Origin of the sequence: Lonsdalea quercina subsp. quercina, assembly GCF_000688695.1 — a bacterium.
Lineage (GTDB): Bacteria > Pseudomonadota > Gammaproteobacteria > Enterobacterales > Enterobacteriaceae > Lonsdalea > Lonsdalea quercina_D.
The window spans coordinates 96,239-121,316 of record NZ_JIBQ01000010.1; the positions used below are offsets into that span (position 1 = coordinate 96,239).

The 25,078-nt window shown below is 55.9% G+C and carries 25 protein-coding genes and 1 pseudogene; 11 read left to right on the forward strand and 15 right to left on the reverse strand.

From position 1 onward, the window contains the following. Positions 1-22: 22 nt before the first annotated feature. Both SB13_RS11340 and SB13_RS11345 read right to left on the reverse strand, forming a co-directional pair. The gene (locus SB13_RS11340; RefSeq protein WP_026740464.1) at positions 23-865 is read right to left on the reverse strand and encodes an N-acetylmuramoyl-L-alanine amidase; all 843 of its coding nucleotides are present in this window, start codon (positions 863-865) and stop codon (positions 23-25) included. Positions 866-878: 13 nt separating this feature from the next. Next, positions 879-1,202 (reverse strand): heavy metal-binding domain-containing protein, encoded by a 324-nt coding sequence (locus SB13_RS11345; RefSeq protein WP_026740465.1) that lies wholly within the window; start codon positions 1,200-1,202, stop codon positions 879-881. A gap of 360 nt (positions 1,203-1,562) precedes the next feature. Here SB13_RS11345 and artP point away from each other — a divergent pair, with 360 nt between their 5' ends. The 5 genes from artP (at position 1,563) to artJ (SB13_RS11370) (ending at position 5,427) form a co-directional block, all read left to right on the forward strand. Continuing rightward, the gene (artP, locus tag SB13_RS11350; protein ID WP_200872302.1) at positions 1,563-2,291 is read left to right on the forward strand and encodes an arginine ABC transporter ATP-binding protein ArtP; all 729 of its coding nucleotides are present in this window, start codon (positions 1,563-1,565) and stop codon (positions 2,289-2,291) included. Positions 2,292-2,308: 17 nt separating this feature from the next. After that, positions 2,309-3,040 (forward strand): arginine ABC transporter substrate-binding protein, encoded by a 732-nt coding sequence (artJ, locus tag SB13_RS11355; RefSeq protein WP_026740467.1) that lies wholly within the window; start codon positions 2,309-2,311, stop codon positions 3,038-3,040. Positions 3,041-3,051: 11 nt separating this feature from the next. Continuing rightward, entirely contained in the window at positions 3,052-3,768 is a 717-nt protein-coding gene (gene artQ, locus SB13_RS11360) for an arginine ABC transporter permease ArtQ (protein WP_026740468.1), read from the forward strand. Then, positions 3,768-4,439, forward strand: a complete 672-nt coding sequence (gene artM, locus SB13_RS11365) for an arginine ABC transporter permease ArtM (RefSeq protein ID WP_026740469.1) — start codon at positions 3,768-3,770, stop codon at positions 4,437-4,439. Before artQ ends, artM begins: the two co-directional genes overlap by 1 nt. A 253-nt stretch (positions 4,440-4,692) precedes the next feature. Next, positions 4,693-5,427: an arginine ABC transporter substrate-binding protein gene (artJ, locus tag SB13_RS11370; RefSeq protein ID WP_026740470.1), complete on the forward strand. Its 735-nt coding sequence runs from the start codon at positions 4,693-4,695 to the stop codon at positions 5,425-5,427. A 159-nt stretch (positions 5,428-5,586) separates the two neighbouring features. Here artJ (SB13_RS11370) and rlmC read toward each other — a convergent pair whose 3' ends face one another. The 8 genes and pseudogenes from rlmC to nfsA form a co-directional block, all read right to left on the reverse strand. Next, positions 5,587-6,717, reverse strand: a complete 1,131-nt coding sequence (rlmC, locus tag SB13_RS11375) for a 23S rRNA (uracil(747)-C(5))-methyltransferase RlmC (protein ID WP_026740471.1) — start codon at positions 6,715-6,717, stop codon at positions 5,587-5,589. A 67-nt stretch (positions 6,718-6,784) separates the two neighbouring features. After that, complete coding sequence (locus tag SB13_RS11380; RefSeq protein ID WP_036150614.1) at positions 6,785-7,237, reverse strand: YbjO family protein; 453 nt, start codon at positions 7,235-7,237, stop codon at positions 6,785-6,787. 115 nt (positions 7,238-7,352) lie between these two features. Further along, entirely contained in the window at positions 7,353-8,198 is an 846-nt protein-coding gene (potI, locus tag SB13_RS11385; RefSeq protein ID WP_026740473.1) for a putrescine ABC transporter permease PotI, read from the reverse strand. Between the two features lie 14 nt (positions 8,199-8,212). Further along, a pseudogene (gene potH / locus SB13_RS11390) lies at positions 8,213-9,142 on the reverse strand (putrescine ABC transporter permease PotH); the annotation flags it as partial. 18 nt (positions 9,143-9,160) lie between these two features. After that, positions 9,161-10,294: a putrescine ABC transporter ATP-binding subunit PotG gene (gene potG / locus SB13_RS11395; RefSeq protein ID WP_026740475.1), complete on the reverse strand. Its 1,134-nt coding sequence runs from the start codon at positions 10,292-10,294 to the stop codon at positions 9,161-9,163. 108 nt (positions 10,295-10,402) lie between these two features. Further along, on the reverse strand, positions 10,403-11,512 hold the full coding sequence (potF, locus tag SB13_RS11400; protein ID WP_026740476.1) for a spermidine/putrescine ABC transporter substrate-binding protein PotF: 1,110 nt from the start codon (positions 11,510-11,512) through the stop codon (positions 10,403-10,405). A 378-nt stretch (positions 11,513-11,890) separates the two neighbouring features. Then, positions 11,891-12,370, reverse strand: coding sequence for a type III secretion system chaperone family protein (locus SB13_RS11405; protein ID WP_026740477.1), 480 nt, complete (start codon positions 12,368-12,370; stop codon positions 11,891-11,893). 358 nt (positions 12,371-12,728) lie between these two features. Further along, positions 12,729-13,451, reverse strand: coding sequence for an oxygen-insensitive NADPH nitroreductase (nfsA, locus tag SB13_RS11410; RefSeq protein ID WP_026740478.1), 723 nt, complete (start codon positions 13,449-13,451; stop codon positions 12,729-12,731). 260 nt (positions 13,452-13,711) lie between these two features. Here nfsA and SB13_RS11415 point away from each other — a divergent pair, with 260 nt between their 5' ends. Then, positions 13,712-13,975 carry a GrxA family glutaredoxin gene (locus SB13_RS11415; protein WP_026740479.1) on the forward strand — a complete coding sequence of 88 codons (264 nt, stop codon included), beginning with the start codon at positions 13,712-13,714 and terminating at the stop codon, positions 13,973-13,975. Positions 13,976-14,094: 119 nt separating this feature from the next. Here the strand turns inward: SB13_RS11415 and ybjM are convergent, their stop codons facing one another. Then, a complete protein-coding gene (gene ybjM / locus SB13_RS18175) occupies positions 14,095-14,670 on the reverse strand; it encodes an inner membrane protein YbjM (RefSeq protein WP_394296374.1) in 576 nt (191 codons plus the stop codon). 104 nt (positions 14,671-14,774) lie between these two features. Here ybjM and SB13_RS11425 point away from each other — a divergent pair, with 104 nt between their 5' ends. Both SB13_RS11425 and deoR read left to right on the forward strand, forming a co-directional pair. Further along, complete coding sequence (locus SB13_RS11425) at positions 14,775-16,463, forward strand: aspartate:alanine antiporter (RefSeq protein WP_026740481.1); 1,689 nt, start codon at positions 14,775-14,777, stop codon at positions 16,461-16,463. A gap of 539 nt (positions 16,464-17,002) precedes the next feature. Further along, on the forward strand, positions 17,003-17,860 hold the full coding sequence (gene deoR / locus SB13_RS11430) for a DNA-binding transcriptional repressor DeoR (RefSeq protein WP_072000248.1): 858 nt from the start codon (positions 17,003-17,005) through the stop codon (positions 17,858-17,860). Here deoR and SB13_RS11435 read toward each other — a convergent pair. From SB13_RS11435 to SB13_RS11450, 4 genes are all read right to left on the reverse strand, one after another. Next, complete coding sequence (locus tag SB13_RS11435) at positions 17,796-18,986, reverse strand: serine hydrolase (RefSeq protein WP_026740482.1); 1,191 nt, start codon at positions 18,984-18,986, stop codon at positions 17,796-17,798. The genes deoR and SB13_RS11435 overlap by 65 nt on opposite strands. A 255-nt stretch (positions 18,987-19,241) precedes the next feature. Then, the gene (locus tag SB13_RS11440; RefSeq protein WP_026740483.1) at positions 19,242-19,901 is read right to left on the reverse strand and encodes a methionine ABC transporter permease; all 660 of its coding nucleotides are present in this window, start codon (positions 19,899-19,901) and stop codon (positions 19,242-19,244) included. Continuing rightward, positions 19,894-20,910, reverse strand: a complete 1,017-nt coding sequence (locus SB13_RS11445) for a methionine ABC transporter ATP-binding protein (protein WP_026740484.1) — start codon at positions 20,908-20,910, stop codon at positions 19,894-19,896. Before SB13_RS11445 ends, SB13_RS11440 begins: the two co-directional genes overlap by 8 nt. A gap of 83 nt (positions 20,911-20,993) precedes the next feature. Continuing rightward, a complete protein-coding gene (locus SB13_RS11450) occupies positions 20,994-21,845 on the reverse strand; it encodes a MetQ/NlpA family ABC transporter substrate-binding protein (RefSeq protein ID WP_026740485.1) in 852 nt (283 codons plus the stop codon). A 184-nt stretch (positions 21,846-22,029) separates the two neighbouring features. Between SB13_RS11450 and SB13_RS11455 the strand changes: the two genes are divergently transcribed. The 3 genes from SB13_RS11455 (at position 22,030) to sanA (ending at position 25,077) form a co-directional block, all read left to right on the forward strand. Further along, positions 22,030-22,647: a glutathione S-transferase family protein gene (locus SB13_RS11455; protein WP_026740486.1), complete on the forward strand. Its 618-nt coding sequence runs from the start codon at positions 22,030-22,032 to the stop codon at positions 22,645-22,647. A 103-nt stretch (positions 22,648-22,750) separates the two neighbouring features. Further along, positions 22,751-24,154, forward strand: coding sequence for a 30S ribosomal protein S12 methylthiotransferase RimO (gene rimO / locus SB13_RS11460; RefSeq protein ID WP_235202403.1), 1,404 nt, complete (start codon positions 22,751-22,753; stop codon positions 24,152-24,154). 176 nt (positions 24,155-24,330) lie between these two features. Then, positions 24,331-25,077 (forward strand): outer membrane permeability protein SanA, encoded by a 747-nt coding sequence (sanA, locus tag SB13_RS11465; RefSeq protein ID WP_051616525.1) that lies wholly within the window; start codon positions 24,331-24,333, stop codon positions 25,075-25,077. Position 25,078: the final 1 nt, after the last annotated feature.

Below are 25,078 nucleotides of genomic sequence, written 5' to 3' on the forward strand. Positions count from 1 at the left end.
CAACGGAGCGGGTGAACTTCCACTACTGACCCCCGTATTTCTCCAGCAGCGAATCGACGATAGCTTCGGTTTCCGCATCGGCAACACCGTCGTAGCGTTGGGGGCGAAAATGCATCTGAAATGCCGCAATCACACGCTGTTGCTGTTGCGCCGTCATCGAATCACTGACCTCGTAGCCATAGCGAGCCAGCTTATCCAACAGCGGGCGAACTGCGACCGGCTCATCCAGCGCGCGGCCCGCCAGATAAAACCCTACCCTGTCCGCATCAGGCCAGGCGCCGATACCGGCCTCCGCCAGCGCTTTCCAGGGGAATAACGGCCCGGGATCAACCTTTCGTTGCGGTGCGATATCGCTGTGGGCGACCACATTTTGAGGCGCAATCTGGTGGCGTTCCAGGATATCCCGCGCCAGATGCGTCAGTAGCGTCACCTGCTCCGGCGGATACGGCGCCCATCGGCATCCCCCTAATAGCGCACAACGATAACCTTGATTCTCCAGCTCGATCCCCACGGAGACAGCATTCAGTTGAACCCCACCACGCCAATAGCTGATCCCGGCATGCCATGCGGACTGAGACTCCGGCACCAGCTGCCATGCCACAGGGACGCCCGCGCTAAGCGGCGGCTTTTCGGGGATCAGATAGTGCGCGCTGACCTCGCCCCGCGTCAGAAGTCGCAGCGAGTTGGCGAAGTCCTCCGCGGTATAGTGAATCACCAGTAGTTTGACGCGGGAGGTCTGATTGCGCGACACATCCGCCGTAGACAGTTGGTAGTCTTGGCCAATGTGCGCTGCTGGCACGGCCGTGACGGGCGCCCGGCATCCGGCCAGCAGCGCCAGTAAACCGAAAAACAGCACACGACGCATGAGCTCGCAACCGTCAGCGGCTGACTTTGACGGCAGTGCCGCTGATGGTGACCATCAGCATACTGCTGTCCTTGCCGACGGTTTCATAATCAATATCGATGCCCACCACGGCATTGGCGCCTAATTCGGCCGCCTGTTCTTCCAGCTCTTTGAACGCTATCTGGCGCGCGCGCCGCAATTCTTTCTCGTAAGCGCCTGAACGGCCGCCGACGATATCCCGGATCCCGGCGAAAAAATCCCGGAAGATGTTCGCGCCGAGTATCGCTTCGCCCGCGACCACGCCGCAGTATTCGGTAATCACAAAGCCTTCCAGCGTGGGGGTTGTAGACAGTTGCATGGCAATCTCCTTGAGAAATGCGGATGAGTCGTCGAATACATCGTTAGGATGTTCGCGCAGTGACAATAAAAAAGTGACGCCGTCTGCGCTAAATCCGAGACAAAAGTATAGCCTGCTGGCGCAGTGATCCCTTCGGCGGATCCACCGCTGTTTTCCTGTTGAAGATCAAGCCGGCGATAAAAATCGTTTATTGGGTGAGTTTATCACCTGAGAAATCAGGAGATGAGGACGGGATATCGTTATTTTATGCTGTTAAGTGGGCAATAAAACGCCTGTCTGCAAATTTTAACCCGTGGCGATTGCATAACTATTCTGCCAACGTTACCATTTGCGGCATCAATGTCTATTCAATTCTTGCGCATGAGTATTCAACTAAACAGCATTAACTGTTTCTACGGCGCGCATCAGGCGCTGTTCGATGTCACCCTTGACTGCCCGGCCGGTGAAACGCTGGTCCTGCTAGGTCCCAGCGGCGCGGGAAAAAGCTCCCTTCTGCGAGTGCTAAACTTGCTGGAGATGCCGCGTTCCGGTTCGTTGTCTATCGCCGGTAACCAGTTTGACTTCACCCGTACGCCGGGCGACGACGCGATTCGCGAACTCCGCCAGAACGTAGGGATGGTGTTTCAGCAATATAACCTGTGGCCGCATCTCACGGTGCAGCAGAACCTGGTCGAAGCGCCTTGCCGCGTGCTGGGTTTAGGCCGTCAGGAGGCTCACGCTCGTGCTGAAAAGCTGCTGAAACGCCTGCGCCTGAACGACTTCGCCGACCGCTATCCGCTGCATCTTTCGGGCGGGCAGCAGCAGCGTGTCGCGATTGCCCGTGCGCTGATGATGGAACCTCAGGTCCTGCTGTTTGATGAACCCACCGCGGCGCTGGACCCGGAGATCACCGCACAGGTCGTGGGCATCATTCAGGAGCTGAGCCAAACCGGCATCACCCAGGTCATCGTCACGCATGAGGTCGATTTCGCGCGTAAAACCGCCAGCCGCGTAGTGTATATGGAAGACGGACGCGTTGTGGAGCATGGCGACGCCACGCACTTCACCCAGCCGCAAACCCAAGAGTTTGCCAGCTACCTATCACACTGATGATTCAGGAAAGCCCTATGAAAAAGGTATTTGTGGCCGCGCTGCTTGCCGGAGTGAGCCTGTCAGCCAGCGCAGCAAACACCCTGCGTTTCGCCACTGAAGCCTCTTATCCCCCCTTCGAATTTGTCGGTGCGGATAACCAGATTCAGGGATTTGACATCGATTTGGCTAAAGCTCTGTGTCAGAAAATGGAAGCGACCTGCACGTTCAACAATCAGTCGTTCGACAGCCTGATACCGGGCCTGAAATTCCGTCGCTTCGATGCCGTCATCGCTGGCATGGATATCACACCCGAGCGTCAGCGTCAGGTCAACTTTACCCAACCCTACTATGACAACTCCGCACTGTTCATCGCACAGAAAGACAGCGTGAAGGATGTTTCCGCGCTGAATGGCAAACGCGTTGGCGTGCAGAATGGCACCACCCATCAGAAGTACCTGCTGGAAACGCATCAGGACATCACCGTCGTGCCTTATGACAGCTATCAGAATGCGGTGCTGGATCTGAAAAACGGCCGTGTTTCTGCCGTATTCGGGGATACCGCCGTGGTCAACGAATGGCTGAAGCAGAACCCCAATCTGGCCGTCGTCGGCGATAAGGTGACGGACAAAGCGTACTTTGGCGCCGGTCTGGGCATCGCCGTTCGTTTGCATAATGATGCGCTGCTGCAGAAATTCAATGACGCGCTGAACAGCATCAAACAGGATGGGACTTACCAGGCCCTTTATCAAAAATGGTTCCAGCAATAGTCTGATATCCGATGATTGAATTACACCCTTTAGCCAGCGCCGCCGGAATGACCGTCGGCCTTGCCCTTTGCGCCCTGTTTTTAGGCCTGATTTTGGCGATGCTGTTTGCCCTGTGGGAAACGGCGCGTTGGAAAATCGTCAGCGCCTGCGGCACCGCATTGGTGACTTTGCTGCGCGGCCTGCCGGAAATTCTGGTCGTGCTGTTTATCTACTTCGGCTCTTCCCAGCTGCTGCTGATTCTGGCGGACGGATTCAGCATTAATTTGTATCTGTTCCAAATCCCGGTGCAGTTGGATATTGAAACATTTGAGGTCAGCCCGTTCCTGTGTGGCGTGATCGCACTGGCCCTGCTGTACGCCGCCTATGCGTCCCAGACGCTGCGCGGCGCGTTGAAATCGGTTCCGCGCGGTCAGTGGGAGGCCGGGCAGGCGCTGGGAATGACGAAAGGCGCGATCTTCCGCCGTCTCATCATGCCGCAGATGTGGCGCCATGCGCTGCCGGGGCTGGGAAACCAGTGGCTGGTGCTGCTGAAAGACACGGCGCTGGTCTCGCTCATCAGCGTCAACGATCTCATGCTGCAGACCAAAAGCATTGCAACGCGTACGCAGGAGCCCTTCACCTGGTACATGATGGCGGCAGCCATTTATCTGGTTATCACCCTGTTGAGCCAGTGGGTCCTCAAACGTATTGAAATCCGCGCGACTCGCTTCGAACGGAGGCCCTCCTGATGCTTGACTATATTCCTGAGCTGCTCAAAGGGCTGCATACCAGCATCACGCTGACGGTCGCCGCGCTGATTGTGGCGCTGTTTTTGTCGCTGCTGCTAACTATCGTGCTGACGCTGAAGACGCCGCTGCTCTCCACGGTCTCCCGCGCTTACATTACGTTGTTTACCGGCACCCCGCTGCTGGTGCAGATCTTCCTGATCTACTATGGTCCGGGCCAGTTCGACGCCATTAAGCAGATCCCCTGGCTGTGGTCGCTGTTCTCTCAGCCGTGGTTGTGCGCCATGATCGCGCTGGCGCTTAATAGCGCCGCCTACACCACTCAGCTGTTTTATGGCGCGGTGCGCGCTATTCCGGACGGTCAATGGCAGTCCTGCGCAGCCCTCGGGATGAACAAACGCCAGACGCTGCGCATTCTGCTGCCTTTCGCCTTCAAACGCGCGCTGTCGTCCTACTCGAACGAAGTCGTGCTGGTGTTTAAAGGAACGTCCCTCGCCTACACAATTACGCTAATGGATGTGATGGGCTACGGACAACAGCTGTATGGCCGGACTTATGACGTTTTGGTGTTCGGCGCGGCCGGCATCGTTTACCTTTGTGTGAATGGTCTGCTAACGTTAATTCTGCGGATGGTTGAACGCAGGGCTCTGGCCTTTGAAAGTCACGATGCGTAACGACGCACAATCGTGATTTGCCAGCCCGAAAGAGCCCGACTCTCTCGGGCTTTTTTATGCACTCAGTATGCCCACTGCGATGAGTGGAATACGTCGCTTATCGGTGAGCGCTCCTATCCTGTAATACCATTTATGTCCTGTGCATTATTGAATTTATAGTTGTTTTGTTTGCATATAAATTCACTCAATGGCAAGGTAAGCCTCTAGGGCGGACCGTGATTTCGTCTAACAATAACGATCTGGAGTGAACACAATGAAGAAATTGGTACTTGCCACGCTGTTGGCGGGAATGACCTTTGGCGCGACGGCAGCAGACAGCATTCGGTTTGCCTCGTCGGCGACTTATCCGCCGTTCGAATTCATGGATGCGAATAATCAGATTGCCGGCTTCGATATCGATCTGGCCAAGGCGATGTGCGAGCAAATGAAGGCGACATGTACTTTCACCAATCAGGCTTTCGACAGCCTCATCCCGGCACTGAAATTCCGTCGTTACGACGCTGTCATTTCCGGTATGGACATCACACCGGAACGCAGCAAGCAGGTCGCATTTTCACAACCTTACTATGCCAACTCCGCCATTGTGATCTCGCAGAAAGGGAAATTCGCTACATTTGCCGATCTCAAGGGCAAGCGTATCGGTATGGAAAACGGCACCACTCATCAGAAATACCTCAACGAGAAGCATCCTGAGATACAGACGGTGTCTTACGATAGTTACCAAAATGCCATCATTGACCTTAAAAACGGCCGTATCGATGGGGTATTCGGTGATACCGCGGTCGTCAATGAATGGTTGAAAAACAATCCTGAACTGGGAACTGTGGGTGAAAAAATCACCGACCCGGCCTACTTCGGCATCGGTCTGGGGATTGCCGTACGTCCGGACAACACCGCCTTGCTGGCGAAATTGAATCAGGCGCTGAGCGATGTGAAGGCGAACGGCACTTATAAAACGATTAGCGATAAGTGGTTCCCGGCGCAGTAAGTCGAACACTCGCTAACGTCATCGGGCTGCGGTGCGGCCCGACTTCACCCCGCCCCATTCACCACCGCTCTCCTTTTGTATGCTTTACCTCGCCTGCCCGTCTCCACTCGCCGACGTTTACCATCGACATTATTCCCGGGCTGACGCCCTGCACTGAATTTACGCTTCCCGTTTCAGCAAGGTCAGCACTTCATAGTGCGCGGTATGCGGAAACATATCGAACAGCTGGATTTGCTCAGCGCGATAGCCCGCGAGCCGCGACATATCCTTCGCCATGCTTTGAGCATTACAGCTGGAGTACAGGATGTACGGCGGCGCCATCCGACTCAGATACTGACAAAGATTGTCCCCAATGCCGCGACGAGGCGGATTCACAATCACCAAATCCGGCACCGCGCCTTCTCCGGTGGCAAACCGCGTCGAGTCCAGCGCCTCAAAGTGCACTTTATTCAGCCCAATCTGCTCAGCGGAGCGTCGCGCGCAGGCGATAGCCTCGGCGCTGATTTCAATACCGGTCAACGTCATCTCCGGCGTCGCGCAGTGAAGTCCAAATCCGCCCACGCCGCAGAACAGATCCCACAGGCTGCGGACCGGCAGCGTTTGTACCCAGCGCCGGGCGGTGTCGTATAGCGAAGCCGCCACATCAGGGTTGGTCTGGAAGAAACTTTGCGGACGGATGCCGAGCGGTATCTGATTAAACGCTTCCTCCAGCACCTGCTGGCGGCTGAGCGGAATTTCTTGCTCCCCTTCCATGATCGCCTGATGCACGGGCTGGATGTTGGCGGAGATCACCGCCAGCTGCGGCAGCTGTTCCTGCAGCCACGGCAGGGCCGTGCGCAGTTGGTTCAGCTTGGTATCCGAGCGTAAAACAAACCGCAGCATAAAATGCCCGTTCAACCGACTTTCCGTCAGCAGCAGATATTTCAGCTCACCGCGCCGACGAGCCACCTGATAAGGCGTTAATCCCGCCCGCGCGATAAACGTTTTCAGTACCGTAAAGACAGGCTGGAAACTGTCGGGATATAGCGGACAGTCGCACAGGTCAACGGGGGTGCCGTCGCGATGCAGTACACCCAACAGCGGACGCTCGACGCTGCCGCTCACCACCATCTTAGCTTTATTGCGAAAGGCGCTATGCGGCGAAGGAAACGCGGGCAGCCACTGACGAACTGGATGGTCTGTCAGCAGTTCGTTAAGGTGCTGCTGTTTGTCTTCCAACTGCTGCGGATACTCTTTTTCCAACCATTGGCAGGAACGGCAGGTGCCGTCGTTGTAGCGGGCGCAATGCATCACGGTAAATCTGAAACCTGTTAAGAAACCAAAGGAGGCGAATTGTAGCACCCCCTTGGGCGAAAGATTATTTGTGACGCATAAAAAAGCGCTGGCTGCGCCGGGGGACAAACAGGAGCAGCAGCATGACCACATCCGCCGCCTTGTGCTCCAACAGCTGTTGAAGCACGCCCATTTCATCATCGGCGCTCAGATAAAAAATAGGCGGCAGCACATTCGCCACCGATGCGATGAGAATGTAGAGCATCGTCAGACATTGGCAAGCCAGATAGCACCAGCGTCCCCAGTCGCGTCCATACAGCACCGCAAAACCGCAGCGGACCTCGAGACAAAACAGCAACCACGCCGCCAACATCAGCAGCGTAGTATCCCATTGCGCGGCGCTGTCGCTTAGCCAGCCGCCGAAGCCGTCCAGCCCCAGCTCGCCAATCACCAATGCCAGACCCACGCAGCGGGTGGCGATAATACCGGTTCCCGCCACCATCACCGCGACAGGTGTGCCGCGTCGGTACAGTCGCAACGCATCCTTTTTTATAGACAGAATAAGACTCTCCTCCCCATAAACAATAACGCCACCTCAAATCAAGGTGGCGTTATGATGACGGCCGGATTGGCGCTCACTCGCAGTATGCCGCTCAGCCCTGACGCGCTTTTTGCATATCACGTTGCCGCTGTTTTTCCGCCCGTGCCATAAACCACCACGCGATAATACCAATAATGCCGACCACCAAGAGTATCAGCGAAGCCAGTGCATTAATCTGAGGATTAACGCCCATCCTCACGCTGGAGAAGACTAGCATAGGCAGCGTGGTTGCACCGGGTCCTGAGACAAAACTGGCGATCACCAGATCGTCCAGAGACAGCGTGAACGCCAGCAGCCAGCCGGAGACCAGCGCGGGGGCAATCATCGGCACGGTGATGATAAAAAACACTTTGAGCGGCGTTGCGCCCAAATCCATCGCCGCTTCTTCAATCGAATGGTCCAGCTCACGCAGGCGCGCGCTCACCACCACCGTCACATAAGCCGAGCAGAAGGTGACATGGGCCAGCCAGATGGTCAGCATACCGCGTTCCGCCGGCCAGCCAATGGCATGCCCCAGCGCGACGAACAGCAGCAGCAGCGACAGCCCGGTGATTACGTCGGGCATCACCAGCGGCGCGGTCAGCATGAAGGCGAAGCCGTTCGAACCCCGGAAACTGCCGAAACGCACCATCACCAGCGACGCCATCGTCCCAATAACGACGGCCATCGTCGCCGATGCCGCCGCAATCGTCAGGCTGAGCACAACCGCACTAATCATCGCCGAGTCATGGAACAGCGCCGTATACCACTGCGTGGACCATCCGGCCCACACCGTCACCAGACGAGAACTGTTGAACGAGTAGACCACCAGCATCAGCATCGGCGCATACAGGAAGGTGAATCCCAGCACCAGAATCACTATACGCCAGGGGGATCGCACTGCCGGTAAATCATTCATGCCTGATCCTCCGCCGCTTTGTTTTGGTGTTTATGGAACCAGATGATGGGGACGATCAGCAGAAGCAGCATCACCGTGGCCACCGCGGACGCCACCGGCCAGTCGCGGTTGTTGAAGAATTCCTGCCACAGGATACGACCGATCATGATGCTGTCGGGCCCGCCCAGCAGTTCCGGGATGACGTACTCTCCGACGGTCGGGATAAATACCAGCATCGAACCGGCGATAATACCGCCCTTGGTCAGCGGCACGATCACGCTGAAGAACGTTTTGAACGGCCGAGCGCCGAGATCCAGCGACGCTTCCACCAGCGAATAGTCCAGACGCGTCAGCGCGGTGTAAATCGGCAACACCATAAACGGCAAATAGGAGTACACCACCCCAATATAGACCGCCAGATTGGTGTGCAGGATCGTCAGCGGACTGTCGATGACGCCCAGCCATATCAGGAAATTGTTCAGGATGCCGTTTTCTTTGAGGATCCCCATCCACGCATAAACCCGGATCAGGAACGACGTCCACGACGGCAGGATCACCAGCAGCAAGAGAATATTGCGGGTAGACGGCTTGCTGTGGGCGACCGCCCAGGCCAGCGGATAGCCGAGGAGCAGACACAGCAGCGTCGAAATCGCCGCGACCTGCAGCGACTGGAGATAAGCTTCGATGTAGAGCGGATCGGACAGCAACTGCAAATAGTTACCGATGTTCAGCGCAATATTCAACGTGCCATCGACCCACGTCATCAGGTCCGTATACGGCGGCACCGTACGCGCCATTTCCGCCAGACTGATTTTGAAGACAATCAGGAAAGGCAGCATGAACAGACACAGGAGCCATAAATACGGCAGCGCGATCACCACCTTGTGGCCATACAGCATCCGCCAGCGCCTGAGCAGACCGACGGTTTTCTCCGTTGTCTGATGTTGTTCAGATAAGATCGTCATTGATGTGTGCTCCCCTTGCTACACCGTCAGCACCACACAGCTGTCCGCATCCCAGCACAACCGCACTTCGTCGCCCCACGTCGGCGCATTTTTGCGATAGCGGTAGGCGTTCTGCAACTGTGCACTGAGGACCTGCCCGCTTTGAAGGCGAACATGATAGATCGACAAATCGCCAAGATAAGCGATGTGCACCACCTCTCCCACCGCAAAGTTGCAGCCGTCTTCCGGCACGTTTTCGCATAGCATGATTTTTTCGGGGCGCAACGCGATGGACACCGGTACGCCGTCGACCACCGAGACGTCGGAAGCCACCTTGAGCGGATGCACCAGCCCCGGACTCTGTACGATGAACGCATCGTCCTGACGTTCCTGCAACAGCCCTTCGAACATGTTCACCGAGCCGATAAACTCCGCGCTGAACCGGGTGGTCGGATTCTCGTAAATCTCTTCCGGCTCGCCGATCTGCACGAATTTTCCGCGGTTCATGATTGCGATCCGTCCCGCCATCGTCATCGCTTCTTCCTGATCGTGCGTGACCATTACGCAGGTGACGCCGACCCGTTCCAGAATATCCACGACTTCCAGCTGCATTCGATCGCGCAGCTTTTTATCCAGCGCGCCCATAGGTTCATCCAACAGCAGCAGCTTGGGGCGTTTCGCCAGACTTCGCGCGAGTGCGACGCGCTGACGCTGACCGCCGGAAAGCTGGTGCGGCTTACGGTTGGCGAACTCCTGCATGTGGACGAGCGAGAGCATTTCCGCCACGCGATCTTTAATTTCGCCGCGCGACAACTTGTCCTGCTTGAGGCCGAAGGCGATGTTCTTCTCCACGGACATGTGAGGGAACAGCGCGTAGGACTGGAACATCATGTTGATGGGACGTAGATAGGGCGGCACTAACGACAAGTCCTGACCGTCCAACATAATTTGCCCCTGCGTCGGCCGTTCGAAACCGGCCAGCATGCGCAGCAGCGTGGATTTACCGCAGCCGGACGCACCGAGGAGAGCGAAGAGTTCACCCTTATAGATGGTCAGGCTAACGTCATCGACGGCCAGTTGTCCGTCGTAGGATTTGGTCAGATTGCGGACCTCCAGCAACGGAGTGGCCGCCTTTTGGGTCTTAGGCTGAGGGCGGGAAATCGCTTCGTTCAAAATAGTGCTCTCCGGCAGAAGCAAGATACATCACAGTCACCTGACTGCGACAGATGAAGGGGCAATCAGGCGAACGTCGCCGCCTGATTGCCGAGGTCAACAGGGACGTTATTTTCCGCTTTTGACCTTGGTCCACGAACGGGTGATCACGCGATCGATTTTCGGGGACTGAACTTTCAACGTAAACAGCTTGGCGCGAACGTCGGCCGGGGGGTAAATGCCAGGGTTGTTTTTAACGTCGTCTTTCACCAGCGGCAAAGAGGCCTTGTTCGGGTTAGCGTAGTAGACGTAATTAGTCACGCCTGCGATCACGTCCGGTTTCAACAGGTAGTTAAGGAACGCATAGGCTTCATCCAGATTCTTGGCATCTTTCGGGATCGCCAGCACGTCAAAGAAGGCCAGTGCGCCCTCTTTCGGAATGCTGTAGCCGATATTGACGCCATTCTTCGCCTCTTTGGCGCGATTCGACGCCTGCATGACATCCCCTGCCCAGCCGATAGCGACGCAAATATCGCCGTTAGCCAGATCGTTGATGTATTGCGAGGAGTGGAAGTAGCGGATGCTCGGGCGCAGTTTCAGCAGCAGATCGTTGGCGGATTGGGTGTAGTCGCTCTCTTGGGTGCTGTTAGGATCTTTACCCTGATAGTTCAGCACGGTCGCATAGATTTCCGCCGGCGCGTCGAGGAAGGAGACGCCGCAACTTTTCAGCTTTTCCAGATTCTCAGGTTTTAGCACCAGATCCCAGCTATCCAGCGGAGCGTCTTTGCCCAGCACCGCTTTGACCTTGTCGACGTTGTACCCGATCCCGGTGGTCGCCCACAGATACGGCACCGCATATTTATGACCTGGATCGTGAGGCTCAATCAGTTTCATCAGCTCAGGATCGAGGTTCTGGTAGTTTGGCAGTCTGCTCTTATCGAGCGGCTGGAAAATACCTGCGCTGAGCTGACGCTCCAGAAAGCTGGCCGAAGGTACGACCAGATCGAATCCGGTGCTGCCCGCCATCAATTTGCCTTCCAGCAGCTCGTTGGAGTCAAACACATCATAAACAACCTTGATGCCCGACTCTTTCTGGAAGTTCTGCAGGGTGTCCGGCGCGATATAGTCAGACCAGTTGTACACATGCAGCGTTTTATCTTCCGCCAATGCGGTGACGGACGCAGCCATCAGCACGCTGGCAACCACACCCGATAACCATTTTTTACGTTGGGTGAACATCCGTTCATTCCTCCATCTCAGGGGATAAATTAGGATTAACTGTGTATCAATCGATAACGCGAGTGTGTCGACCAGGGCAGCATTCGCAATGTGTTTTCATCGACTTGCGTCAGAATTCAGTATAGCGACTGACCGTCGGAACACGGCGGACCTCATGCATAACTACCGCTTTAAAGCATAACCGTACTGAACTGGAGGCACCATAGAGGGGAGATAAAACCGGGGTTTATGAATGATTTACTGGTATTTGGTTGATACTACACGCCCAATGTCGCCTAAATGCCGTGGAATATATGGCAAATAGGCGAAAAAACTAAAATAAAATCTTGAGGGACAAAAATAAGAAAATGCGATGGTATTTACTGATTAATAACACGATCAATGAAGGCTGGGCGCGATAACGCGACTAGCAGGACTCTCTTCTTCATCGCCGATAAACAGCAGATTATTGGCACCAGCTTCCATAATCACCATCGATGTCTGCTCTTCGGCCTGCTGCATGAAATAGCGGAACTGCTCCAGACTGATGCCCGCGCCCGCGCTGAAGGTCTGGCAAGCGATCAGCTTAGGCAGGTTATCGTCCTGAATATCCAGAAATACCTTGGCCGTAAGAGAACTGGCGTTGGTCTGGCTCAGGTCTCCCACCAGCGGGATAAGCGCGGTCGGCTTCACTTCCGCCAACGCGGAAAACACGATGACTTTGTCGACGATATCGACCTTGGCATCAAATATGCCGTCGAAATTTTGCATGTGTGGTAAATGCAGCGCCTCACAAGAGTCACATTCGAAATAAATGATGCCCAGTTGATCCAGCCACCGCCGTAGCACATTCAAATCAGGGACGATGATTGAATCCATATAAACTTGCCTCATTACTTACCCATCAGTGAAAAAAAACACCGGCCCGCAAGGCGTTAGTGCGGCCTTACCCGAAATAATTGTCCCGCAGGTGGAAGCAGCGGCGACATCTCAAAGCATTCGCATAAGCTTGCGGGGAGTGACGAACAACCACAACGCTGTCGGACAACGGCGATGGCGCAAAACGGCTTGAACGCCATCGTACCTTCGCTGCCTGACACGGTGCCCGAACGCGAGTCTAGTATATCAATAGCGACGCCGCCGAGTCCCCCTGTTTTTGCCGTCTGAACGGCCAGTTCATGCTTGACATGCTTGAAGGGTCATCCTCGCCAGTGAAAAGACCGAACGCGGCTCGCCGTCAGCGTTTAATCCACCCCTGACGATGCAGATAATCGAGAATGAAAGGACGTTGCTCTTTCGCCAGCGCCGTTCTGATATGGTCGCTCCAATTGCCGCTACGTTGATTGCTGTTGCGGTGCTGATAATACTCCGTCAGATGCTGGTCATAGTGCGCCAGCACGGCTTTGTCCATCGGCTTGTAGGTATTTTCGTGGATCACCAACTCGGCGGGCAGTCGCGGTTTTTGATCCGGCTGATCGGCCGGATGGCCCAGACACAGACCGAACAGAGGCAGCACCTGCTCAGGCAGTTCCAGCAAATCCGTTACCTCGGCGATGTGGTTGCGGATCCCGCCGATATACACGCCGCCCAGTCCAAGCGATTCCGCCGCGACCAGCGCGTTCTGCGCCATCATGGCCGTGTCGATACAGCCCAGCAACAGTTGCTCCGCCAGCCCCACTTCCGCCTCCGGGAAGATTTGCAGGTGTCGGTTGAAGTCCGCGCAAAAAACCCAGAACTCCGGCGCCTGCGCCACGTACGCCTGGCCGCCGCTCAATGTGACCAGCGCCTGGCGCGACGCGTTATCGGTAATACGAATGATGGAGCTGCATTGCAATAGGCTGGAGGTCGAAGCGCTTCGAGCGGACTGAAAAATGGCCTGACGCTGCTCTTCCGTCAGCGGTTGGTCGGTAAATTGACGAATGGAGCGGTGATGACAAAGTACATCGATAGTCGGTGTCACGATGGCGATCCTTACGCGTAATGAAAATGGCTGTCGCGCCGAGGGTCAGCGAGAGGCGCGACAATCAACGGATGCGGAGGCGACAGCAAGCGTCGCTTAGCCCACAATTATAAGACAGTCCGCCCGACTCACAACGTCATGCGTGCGGTACTGATAGCCGCAGAGAATCAATACGACAGGCAATGACTGCTTTTTATTGTGTCGTCGAGCGGGCATAGTAGGTGAGTTGGCTAAATTTAAGTTTTAATGAAGGAGTAAGCATGTTTGCTGTAATTTTCGGACGTCCGGGTTGCCCCTATTGCGTACGCGCCAAAGAACTGGCGGAAAAACTGACCGCTCAGCGCGATGACTTCAGCTATCGCTACGTGGATATTCAGGAAGAAGGGATCACGAAAGCAGACCTGTCGAAAACCGTCGGCAAACCCGTGGAGACCGTTCCGCAGATTTTCCTGGATGAGCAGCACATCGGCGGCTGCACGGATTTCGAAGCTTATGCGAAAGAGCATCTGAATCTGTTTAAGTGACAGCGTCACTTAATGAACATTAAACCAACAGAAGGCGCTTCCCGCGCCTTTTTTATGATGTTCGAGCAGTCAAAACGCGCGACTTCGCACTTTTGACGTAAGACGAACCTCGCGTGTTGTTAGCGAAAGAAATGACGGACTACCGCCCTCAGAAACAGCAGCAGCAACCCTCCCAGTAAAGTCCAGAAAACCGACACCACCACATACGCCAGGTCTTGCCAGAACGATCCACAAGATGCGTGGCCTGCACGCAGCAGCCACAGACAAAGGGGAACTGCGGTCAAGGCGCCAATCAAGGTATAGCGCATTCTGTCGCAACCCGTCAGATAGCTGGAGATCATACCCGGCAATAGAAACAGCAACATGCCTGGCTCGCCATTCCCTCCCTGTACCGTCGTCACTTTGAACGACATCATCTTCTGACTGAGAAAAACCAGTGTAAACAATACAAGACAACTAATTATCCCAACCCAACCTTTATTGTTTGCCATGCTTCGTCTTCTCACTATAAACAGGTGACAATACCTTCCGACCTCGTCATACAGCACAGGCCACCAATCATGGTATTTCCCTGATGTGCCAAGACGGTGCTCTTGGCGCGTTTTATCTGCATACACAGCTGGTTGTAACGCAAATAAACTTCTAGAATAGCGACCGCCACACCAATCGTTACAGACACGGCTGATTCCCTTCATTTCATGCAACTCTGCTGTCGACGCCAGCGTCCTTGTGATGGAGTAAATTTAGCCTAAATTACTTTTATATCAAGAACTTAATAGTAAAAAATAAGTTGCATCCCATGAATATAAACGTCGCTGATTTGTTAAACGGGAATTACATTCTGCTGCTGTTCGTCGTTCTGTGTTTGGGTCTTTGTTTGGGGAAGTTAAGGCTAGGTTCCGTACAACTCGGTAATTCTATTGGAGTTTTAGTGGTCTCATTGTTTCTGGGCCAACAACATTTCACCATTAATGCCGAAGCGCTCAGCCTGGGATTCATGTTGTTTATTTTTTGTGTAGGCGTCGAAGCTGGCCCCAACTTCTTTTCAATTTTTTTCCGCGACGGCAAAAACTATCTGATGCTGGCTCTGGTTATGGTCGGCAGCGCATTAGTACTTGCTCTGATATTAGGTAAGGTTTTCGGCTGGGGGATCGGACTAACCGCCGGGATGCTGGCAGGTTCCATGACCTCGACGCCGGTACTGGTCGGCGCAGGCGATACGCTCAGGAACGCGTTCGGGGCCACGCCCATGCTCGGCATCGAACAGGAACACCTCAGCCTGGGCTATGCCCTGACCTATCTCATCGGCCTGGTCAGCCTGATCTTCGGCGCGCGCTACTTACCTAAACTGCAACATCAGGATCTGCCGACCAGCGCCCAGCAAATCGCGCGGGAGCGCGGTCTGGACGCCGACAGTCAACGCAAGATTTATCTGCCGATTATCCGCGCCTATCGCGTCGGGCCGGAGCTGGTGGCCTGGGCCGACGGCAAAAATCTGCGAGAGTTAGGCATCTACCGGCAAACCGGTTGCTATATCGAACGTATTCGGCGTAACGGGATTCTGGCCAGCCCGGACGGCGATGCCGTGCTGCAACTGGGCGACGAAATTTCGCTGGTCGGTTACCCAGACGCTCACGCCCGGCTTAACCCCAACTTTCGCGACGGCAAAGAGGTCTTCGACCGTGATCTGCTGGATATGCGCATCGTCACTGAAGAGATCGTGGTGAAAAACCATAACGCCGTCGGCAAGCGTCTCAGCCAGCTCAAGCTGACCGATCACGGCTGCTTTCTCAACCGCATCGTCCGTAGCCAGATTGAAATGCCGATTGACGATGGCGTGGTACTGAATAAAGGCGATGTTTTGCAGGTCAGCGGCGACACCCGACGGGTGAAAAGCATTGCAGACCGCATCGGGTTTATCTCCATCCACAGTCAGCTCACCGATCTGCTCGCCTTTTGCGCCTTCTTTATTATCGGCATTATGATCGGGCTGATCTCGTTCCAGTTCAGCCACTTTTCGTTCGGCGTCGGCAACGCCGCCGGGCTGCTGTTCGCGGGGATCATGCTGGGCTTTTTACGAGCCAACCACCCCACTTTCGGCTATATCCCGCAGGGCGCGTTAAATATGGTGAAGGAGTTCGGGCTGATGGTCTTCATGGCTGGCGTGGGTCTCAGCGCGGGCGGCACCATCAACAGCAGTCTGGGCGCCATTGGTTTGCAAATGCTGCTGTCAGGACTGCTGGTCAGTCTGGTGCCGGTGTTTATCTGTTTCCTGTTTGGCGCCTATATTCTCCGCATGAACCGTGCGCTGCTGTTCGGGGCCATCATGGGTGCTCGTACCTGCGCCCCTGCGATGGATATCATCAGCGATGCCGCGCGCAGCAATATTCCGGCGCTTGGCTATGCCGGCACGTACGCCATCGCCAATGTTCTCCTGACACTGGCGGGTTCGCTTATTGTCATCATTTGGCCGGAGCTACCGCTATAGCGGGATGTTGACGAGAGCAAACAGAGATTGTTCGAAAGCGCAGCGCGGCAGATAAGCTTCTCCGTTTATCTTCCGCGCATTGCGCCTGATAAGTGACACCGCGTCACTTTCATCGCCCGGAGGAAGGCGATTCGCCAGTCATGATCTTTGCGGCTTGATACACTTGCGCGCGACTTTGATAGGAGGCTAATTACCCTATTTTGTAATTAGTTATACTTATTTAAATACCTATTCCATTAGTTTCTTAATGTCTGTTTGCACCACCGTTATCTAAACCGCTATATTACTGTCCCGTCTGCCGACTCACCGGCTCAGGCTATTTCCCGCATGAACATGGCTGTTCCTGCTGCTTCAGGCTGCGGTCGACCGCACTCTGGCACGGTACACAGAACACGCTGTGCGCCACCTTTTAGACCTCTGAACTTGGACAACCTCGCGTTGGCGTCAGCCTATCGCTGTCGACGGGGCTGTCGTTAACAAGGAGGCGGACACCTTTCGCACTGCACTTTTTATTTTGACTTTATTTACTGGGGATCATCATGGTAATGCGCCGCATCGAACGGCTAAACACACTGGCACGCGCCTTGAAGAAAACCGACAAAATGCACCTCAAAGAGGCAGCACTGTTGCTGGGCGTTTCTGAGATGACCGTGAGGCGCGACCTCAACAGTGAGGAGACCAGCGTGATGTTGCTGGGCGGCTATGTGGTCAGCGATCCTCGGAGCCACAATGTCGGCGGTTATCTCATTGCCGATCGGGAACAGTGTCAGGTGGAAGAGAAACGCCAGACCGGTGAATGTGCGGCGCAGCTGGTCGAAGCCAACGACATCGTCTTTTTCGACTGCGGCACCACGACCAGCTTCATCATCGAAGCGATCCCGGACGATATCTGCTTCACCGGCGTCTGCTACTCGCTCAACACCTTTATGGCGCTGCAAAATAAGCCCCTGTGTCAGGCGATCTTGCTGGGCGGACTGTTCAACGCGAGCAAAGCCCTGTTTACCCCGATAGGCCACCAGTACGACATGGACCATCTCTGCCCGCATGTCGCCTTTATCTCCGCGGAAGGGATTGATCTTCAGGTAGGCGCGACCTGTCTCGACGTCGCCGAACTGGCGATAAAACACCGCGCGTTATCAGCGAGTCAGCGCAATGTTCTGGTCGTCGACAACAGCAAATTCGACAAACGCAGCCCGGCCCGCATCGGCGAACTGACGCTCTTCAATATAGTGGTCAGCGACCGTTTACCGGCCACCGACTACATCAGCTACTGCGCCGAACAGGGCATTCAACTGCTCACCCCGCCGCGGCCGGAAACGCCAGATGAGATGCTTACCCCAACAGGCCGCCAAACCACTGATTCAGCTTCATCAGCACCGCATCCCACATGCGGCTAAAGAACCCCGCTTCCGGCACGTCGTCCATCGCCACCAGCGGACGCTGAGCGATGGATTTACCCTCAAGCTGAAAATCCACCGTCCCGACGGCCTGCCCTTTTTTCAGCGGCGCCGTCAGCGGTGGTGCGCTGATCGTATAGCTGGCCCGCAGATTTTTGCTCTGTCCTTTGGGAATGCTGAGCGCGGCGTCTTCAGCCACGCTTAAACGCGCCTGCGCACTCTCGCCGAACCACACACGTTGCGTGGTCAGCACCGTATCGCTGCGCACGGGTGTGACCGTGTCGTAGAATCGAAATCCCCAGGTCAGCAGCTTTTCACTTTCGCGAAAGCGTATAGCATCGGTCGGTGCGCCCAGCACCACGGAAATCAGGCGCATCTCTCCTTGCGTGGCGGAAGCCACCAGATTATGGCCTGCGCCGCTGGTATGTCCGGTCTTCACCCCGTCCACGGCCAGGTTGCTACTCCACAGCAGGCGATTCCGGTTCATCTGACGGATATTGTTAAAGGTGAAAGACTTCTCTTTGTGTAATGCATACTCGTCAGGCACATCGCGGATCAGCGCCCGGCTAAGAAGCGCCATATCGCGCGCGGTGCTGTACTGCCCCTCGGCATCCAGCCCGTGAACCGTCAGAAAATGCGTATTGGTCAACCCCAGTACTTTGACGTACTGATTCATCAGTCCCACGAATGCGTCCTGACTGCCCGCCACATAGTCCGCCAGCGCGATGCTGGCATCGTTGCCGGACTGAATGACGATGCCTTTATTCAGTTCTGAAACCGCAATCTGATCGCCGGGTTTCAGGAACATCAACGAGGAACCGCGCAGAGCGGGATTACCGGTTGCCCAGGCATCTTTTCCGACGGTCACCACATCGGTCGTTTTGATTTTGCCGGCTTTCACCGCCTGCCCGATCACGTAGCTGGCCATGATCTTGGTCAGACTCGCGGGATCGAGCCGTTCATCCGCCTGGGATTCGGCCAGCACCTGGCCGCTGTGGAAGTCCATCAGGATGTAGGCTTTCGCCTCGATCTGAGGCGCGGGAGGCGCTTGTTCCGCGGCGGCGGGGAATACCGTTACGAAGAGCAGGCTGGCGACACCAGCCTGTAAGTGGGGAAAACGCTTCATTATTTTCATCGTTTAACCGCTCTGTCCTTACGTCGTTAACTACGGAGAGGAACTCTTTGCAGACATATTCTGACACACTCAAAAGTAGCCGTTCACGTGCCGTAATAAAACGTCTCAATGTGTAAAGTTACTCAAACCTTGGAAAGAGCGTGGATGCGATGAAATAGCGAGGGTGTCAGTGGAAAAAGCGGGAAGTCGCTCGTCACGCCTTTCCCACCGCCGCCATTGGGCAGTGAGAAAAGCGCTTGAAGGCGATCAGCGGCGTTCGCGTTTATCGGCGCGTTTTGCCAGCCAGTCGCCTAGCGTTTGTACAATCTGCACCAGAATCACCAGCGCAATGACCGTCACGATCATGACCTGAGTTTCATAACGGTAATAGCCGAAGCGGATCGCCAGATCCCCCACACCGCCGCCGCCGACGATGCCCGCCATCGCCGAGTAGCCGATCAGGCTGACCAGCGTAATCGTCAGACCGCGCAACAGTCCGGAGCGAGCCTCCGGCAGCAACACCGTGCCGATAATGCGCATCGGACTGGCGCCGAACGCCTCCGCGGCTTCCACTATTCCCGGGTCGACTTCGCGCAACGCGCTGTCCACCAGTCGCGCATAAAAAGCGATAGCGGCGACGGACATCGGCACCGAGGCCGCAATAGGACCGATGGTGTTGCCGAGCAGGATCTGCGTCAACGGCAGCAGTAGCACCAGCAAAATGACGAACGGGATAGAACGAATGATGTTCACCAAAACGGTGCTGAGCAGATAGAAAAAGCGGTTCTCCCAGAAAAGATGCCGGTCAGTGACGTAGATCAACAGCCCAAGCGGCAGGCCGCCGATCACAGCGAAGAAAGTAGAAATGCCTACCATCTGGAACGTTTCACCGAATGCGGCAATCAGATCACCCCACAACTCATCCATGCAACACCTCCACGTTAGCGGTTTTATGGCGGATATATTCGACGGCGGCCGTCACCTGCGAGGGGTCCGTCGCGTGCGTCAGTAGCGCCACCAGGATCCCCAGCGCCCGATTACCGATATACTCGATTTTGCCGTGCAGAATATTCACGGACACGCCGAAGCGCGTCGCGACGTCCGACAGGACCGGCTGTTCGGCGGAGTCGCCGACGAACAGGATCTTCAGCAGCGTCCCCCGCAAATCCTCTTTCAACCGGCTAGGCAGTTCCAGATTCAGCGTATGCGCCACCAGCTGACGAGTGAAATCATGCTGCGGGGTGGCGAAAATATCGAACACGTCGCCCTCTTCCACCACGCGCCCGCCGGTCATCACCGCGACGCGATTACAGATCATCTTGATGACGCTCATTTCATGAGAAATCAGCACGATGGTGATCCCGAGCTTCAGATTGATCTCTTTCAGCAACGCGAGGATCGCGGCAGCGGTTTCCAAATCCAACGCCGAGGTTGGCTCATCACACAGCAGCACTTCCGGATGGTTGGCGATGGCCCGCGCGATGCCGACACGCTGCTTCTGGCCGCCGCTGAGCTGCGCGGGGTAGGCTTGAGCCTTGTCCGCCAGCCCGACCAGCGCCAGAATCTCCGGCACCCGCCGCTCAATCTCCGCCCCGGACTTGCCCGCTGATTTCAGGCTGAAAGCGACATTTTGCGCAACCGTGCGCGTCTGCATCAGATTAAAATGCTGGAAAATCATGCCGACTTTTTGCCGACAGTGTCGCAGCCTGGCGCCGCGAAGGTCGCTTATACGCACGCCGTTCACGCTGACATGGCCCGAGGTCGGGCGCTGCAACAGGTTGATGGTGCGCAGCAAAGTACTTTTCCCCGCCCCGCTCGCCCCGACGATGCCATACACATCGCCCCGGCGGATATGCAGTGAAACATTATCCACCGCTTTAGTTTCTCGTTGTTTTCCATGAGGAAAGTCAACGCTGACATTGTCTATGCGAATCATGGTTCGCGCACTCCCGACCGAATAACGGAACAACAGAAAGCCGGTCATTGACCGGCTCTATAAAAGGTGACGCGGCCAGACCGTTATGGGGCGGTCGTCGGCGCTGGCGTCTGCGCATGCATCCATTCCGGTTTCTGGAACTGACTGAACATCGTCGCCGGATTGTCGATCACGGCCGCATATGCCGGCGACTCGACGGCGGCTTTGATGTCCTTCACGAACGGCTTGTCCACATCCGCCGTCCGGACGGCAATGACGTTCTTGAGATTCTCATCCAGCGTTTCCAGCTTCAGCGCGGAAGAAAGTTTCAGTCCGGCGGAAATGGCGAAGTTACCGTTGATCAACGAGGCCGTCACGCTATCCAGCGTGCGCGGCAGCTGAGCGGCTTCAAGCGGTTTGAACACCAGCCCACGCGGGTTGCCCACAATGTCTTTTTCCGACGCTTTGGTCGGATCGATATCCGGCTTGATGGTAATCAGTCCCAGCGTTTGCAGGAAACGCAGGCTACGCGCCAGGTTGGTGGGATCGTTAGATAACGTCACGATGTCGCCTTTCTTCAGTTGGTCCAGCGAGGTGATTTTGCGCGAATAGAACCCCATGCTGGCAGTCGGCACCGCAATTAGGCGGGTCAGTTTCAGACCTTTATCCGCCGCGAACTTGTCCAGATATAGCGTATGCTGAAACAGGTTGGCGTCGATGCTGCCGTTCGACAACGCGAGGTTGGGCTGCACGTAGTCGCTGAATTCGCGCACCACGACTTTGTAGCCTTTCTGCGTCAGCTCCGGTTTGATGGCCTGTTTAACCATATCGCCATAAGGACCCGGCGCGACGCCGAATACGATGGTGTGTGCGTCACTCTGCGCGAAAGCGCCGTGAATACCCGAGGCCAACAGCGCGGCGGCAAACGTCGCTCGCATAGAATGAGAAAATGTCATAATACCCTTCCTGTCTGATCATTGTTGTCGTTGGTTATCATGATTATTAGGGGAATCAGCGTCATAAATAAATAATAAAAAACCCTATGATTATATCGGTACAACGAGGGGCCCTTTTTTGGCGCGCTCGGGCACCTGGTCTCATCGACCTTGATGGTCAAAACGTAACAGAAGGATAAACACAATGCTAACCCTGTGGGGACGCGAGAACTCGACGAACGTGAAGAAGGTACTCTGGTGCGCAGAGGAGCTGGGGCTGACGTACCAGCATATTCCCCTGGGCGGAGATTTCGGGGGTAATCACGACCCCGATTATCTGGCACTCAATCCCAACGGGCTCGTTCCCTGTCTGCGGGACGAGGCGTTGGTCCTGTGGGAGTCCAACAGCATCGTGCGTTATCTGGCGGCACAGTATGGACAAGGTTCTCTCTATCTGGCCGACCCGAAAGCGCGAGCGGGAGCGGAAAAATGGATGGACTGGGCGATTTCTTTTGCGGCGTTTTTTGGCCCCGTCTTCATCAATATGATCCGCACGCCTCCCGCCCAGCGCGATAAGGTCACCGTGGAAACCCATATCGATCGCTGCGAATCGCTGCTGAGCATCGCCGATAGCGCGCTGGCGACTCAGCCCTGGTTATCCGGAGAGCACTTCGGCGTCGGCGATATCCCGCTGGGCTGCATCGCCTACGGCTGGTTCAACATGCCCATCACNCGCCAGCCTCGTCCCCATCTGGAGCGCTGGTACCAGCAATTGACGACGCGTCCGGCGTTCAAAAACAACGTCATGATCCCCCTCAGCTAAACGCCCCAATCCGCCGTCAAGATTGGCGGCCGGATCTGTTTCCTGCCGTTGATTCAGGTATAATCCGCCGACTTTTCCCGTACAACCCGATGTATGAGACGCTATGACTGTTAACACCTTCGATCCTTCGCAGACCACCACGCTGGCGGCCCCGGAGAAAACGCTGGCCCGGCAAAAGAATGGCGGCGACAAGCCGCAGGGCAATAAAATTGGTTTTGTCAGCCTGGGCTGCCCCAAAAACCTGGTGGACTCCGAACGCATCCTCACGGAGCTGCGCACCGAAGGGTATCAGGTCGTGCCGAGCTATCACGACGCCGATCTGGTGATCGTCAACACCTGCGGCTTCATCGACAGCGCCGTTCAGGAGTCGCTGGAAACCATCGGCGAAGCGCTCAATGAAAACGGTAAAGTCATCGTCACCGGCTGTCTCGGCGCCAAAGAGAATCAAATCCGCGAAGTGCATCCCAACGTGCTGGAGATCAGCGGGCCGCACAGCTACGAGCAGGTGCTGTCGCACGTCCATCATTATGTTCCACAGCCGGAACACAACCCGTTCACCAGCCTGGTGCCGGAATCCGGCGTGAAGCTGACGCCGCGTCACTATGCCTACCTTAAGATCTCCGAAGGCTGCGATCATCGCTGCACCTTCTGCATCATCCCCTCGATGCGCGGAAAACTGGATAGCCGTCCGGTCGGCTCCGTACTGGATGAAGCCAAGCGTCTGGCCGACGCCGGCGTGAAAGAACTGCTGGTCATTTCGCAGGATACCTCCGCCTACGGCACCGACATCAAACACCGCACCGGTTTCTGGAACGGTCAGCCGGTCAAGTCCAGCATGGTCAGCCTGTGCGAGCAGTTGGCGACGCTTGGGATATGGGTCCGCCTGCACTACGTCTACCCTTACCCACATGTCGACGAGGTGATCCCGCTGATGGCGGAAGGCAAAATTCTGCCGTATCTCGATATTCCGCTGCAGCACGCCAGTCCGAAGGTTCTCAAGCTGATGAAGCGCCCCGGCGCGGTTGAGCGCACGCTGGAGCGCATCAAACGCTGGCGCGAAATCTGCCCAACGCTGACGCTGCGCTCAACCTTCATCGTTGGGTTCCCCGGCGAAACGGAAGAGGACTTTCAGATGCTGTTGGACTTCCTGAAAGAAGCGCAGCTGGATCGCGTGGGCTGCTTCAAGTTCAGTCCGGTGGAAGGCGCCACCGCCAATACACTGCCCGACCCCGTGCCGGAAGAGATTAAAGAGGAGCGCTACCACCGCTTCATGCAGTTACAGCAGCAGATTTCCGCGCAGCGCCTGCAGGCGAAAATCGGGTTGGAACTGCCGGTGTTGATCGACGAGGTGGATGAAGAAGGCGCCATCGGCCGCAGCATGGCCGACGCCCCGGAAATCGACGGCGCGGTCTATCTGAATGGCGAAACGCGCCTCAAGCCGGGCGATCTCGTTACGGTGAAAATCGAACACGCCGACGAATATGACCTGTGGGGCAGCCGGGTCTGATAAAGCCGCACCGGGGAATACTGTTCCTCCCGTCCCCGGTGTTTTTGTCCTATTGATTGATCCCTTGCACTAAAATTCATCATTAAGCGTTCCCCCGGGACGCTTCGCCTTGCGCGAGCCCGGCAGGTAAAGTAGCCTTGCCGCATGATTTGATTCGTGCTGAGTAAGGCAGACGCATGTGGAAACGCCTGACATTTGGTCTTTTCACCAGCATCCTGGTGCTGGCAGGAGGCGCATTTCTGCTTGACCGCTGCATCAGCTGGCGCACCGCCCCCTACATTTTCGACGACCTGAAAGACCTACCCGCCCGCCCCGTCGGCGTCGTACTGGGTACGGCAAAATACTACCGCGCAGGCGGCGTTAACCAATATTATCTGTTCCGCATTCAGGGCGCGCTCAATGCCTATAACAGCGGGAAAGTCAGCTATCTGCTCCTCAGCGGCGACAACGCGCAGCAAAGCTACAACGAGCCGATGACGATGCGGCGCGATCTCATTTCCGCAGGCGTTGCGCCGATGGATATCGTGCTCGACTACGCGGGTTTCCGCACGCTGGACTCGATTGTTCGCACCCGCAAAGTGTTCGACACCAACGACTTCACCATCATCACCCAACGCTTCCACTGTGAGCGCGCGCTGTTTATTGCGCTGCATTTGGGTATTCAGGCCCAGTGCTACGCGGTGCCGTCGCCTAAGGATATTTGGATGGTGAGAATTCGGGAGTTCGGCGCCCGTCTGGGCACGTTGTTCGATCTGTATATTTTGAAGCGCGAACCGCGGTTTCTCGGTCCGATGATCCCGATCCCCGCTCCGCATACGATCTCTGCCGATGAGCCCGGCTATCCGGCCGTGCCGCCCGAATATCTGCCGGCTGACAATACGGAAACGGTCGGCAAGAAATCCGCCGACACGTTCCATCCATGAT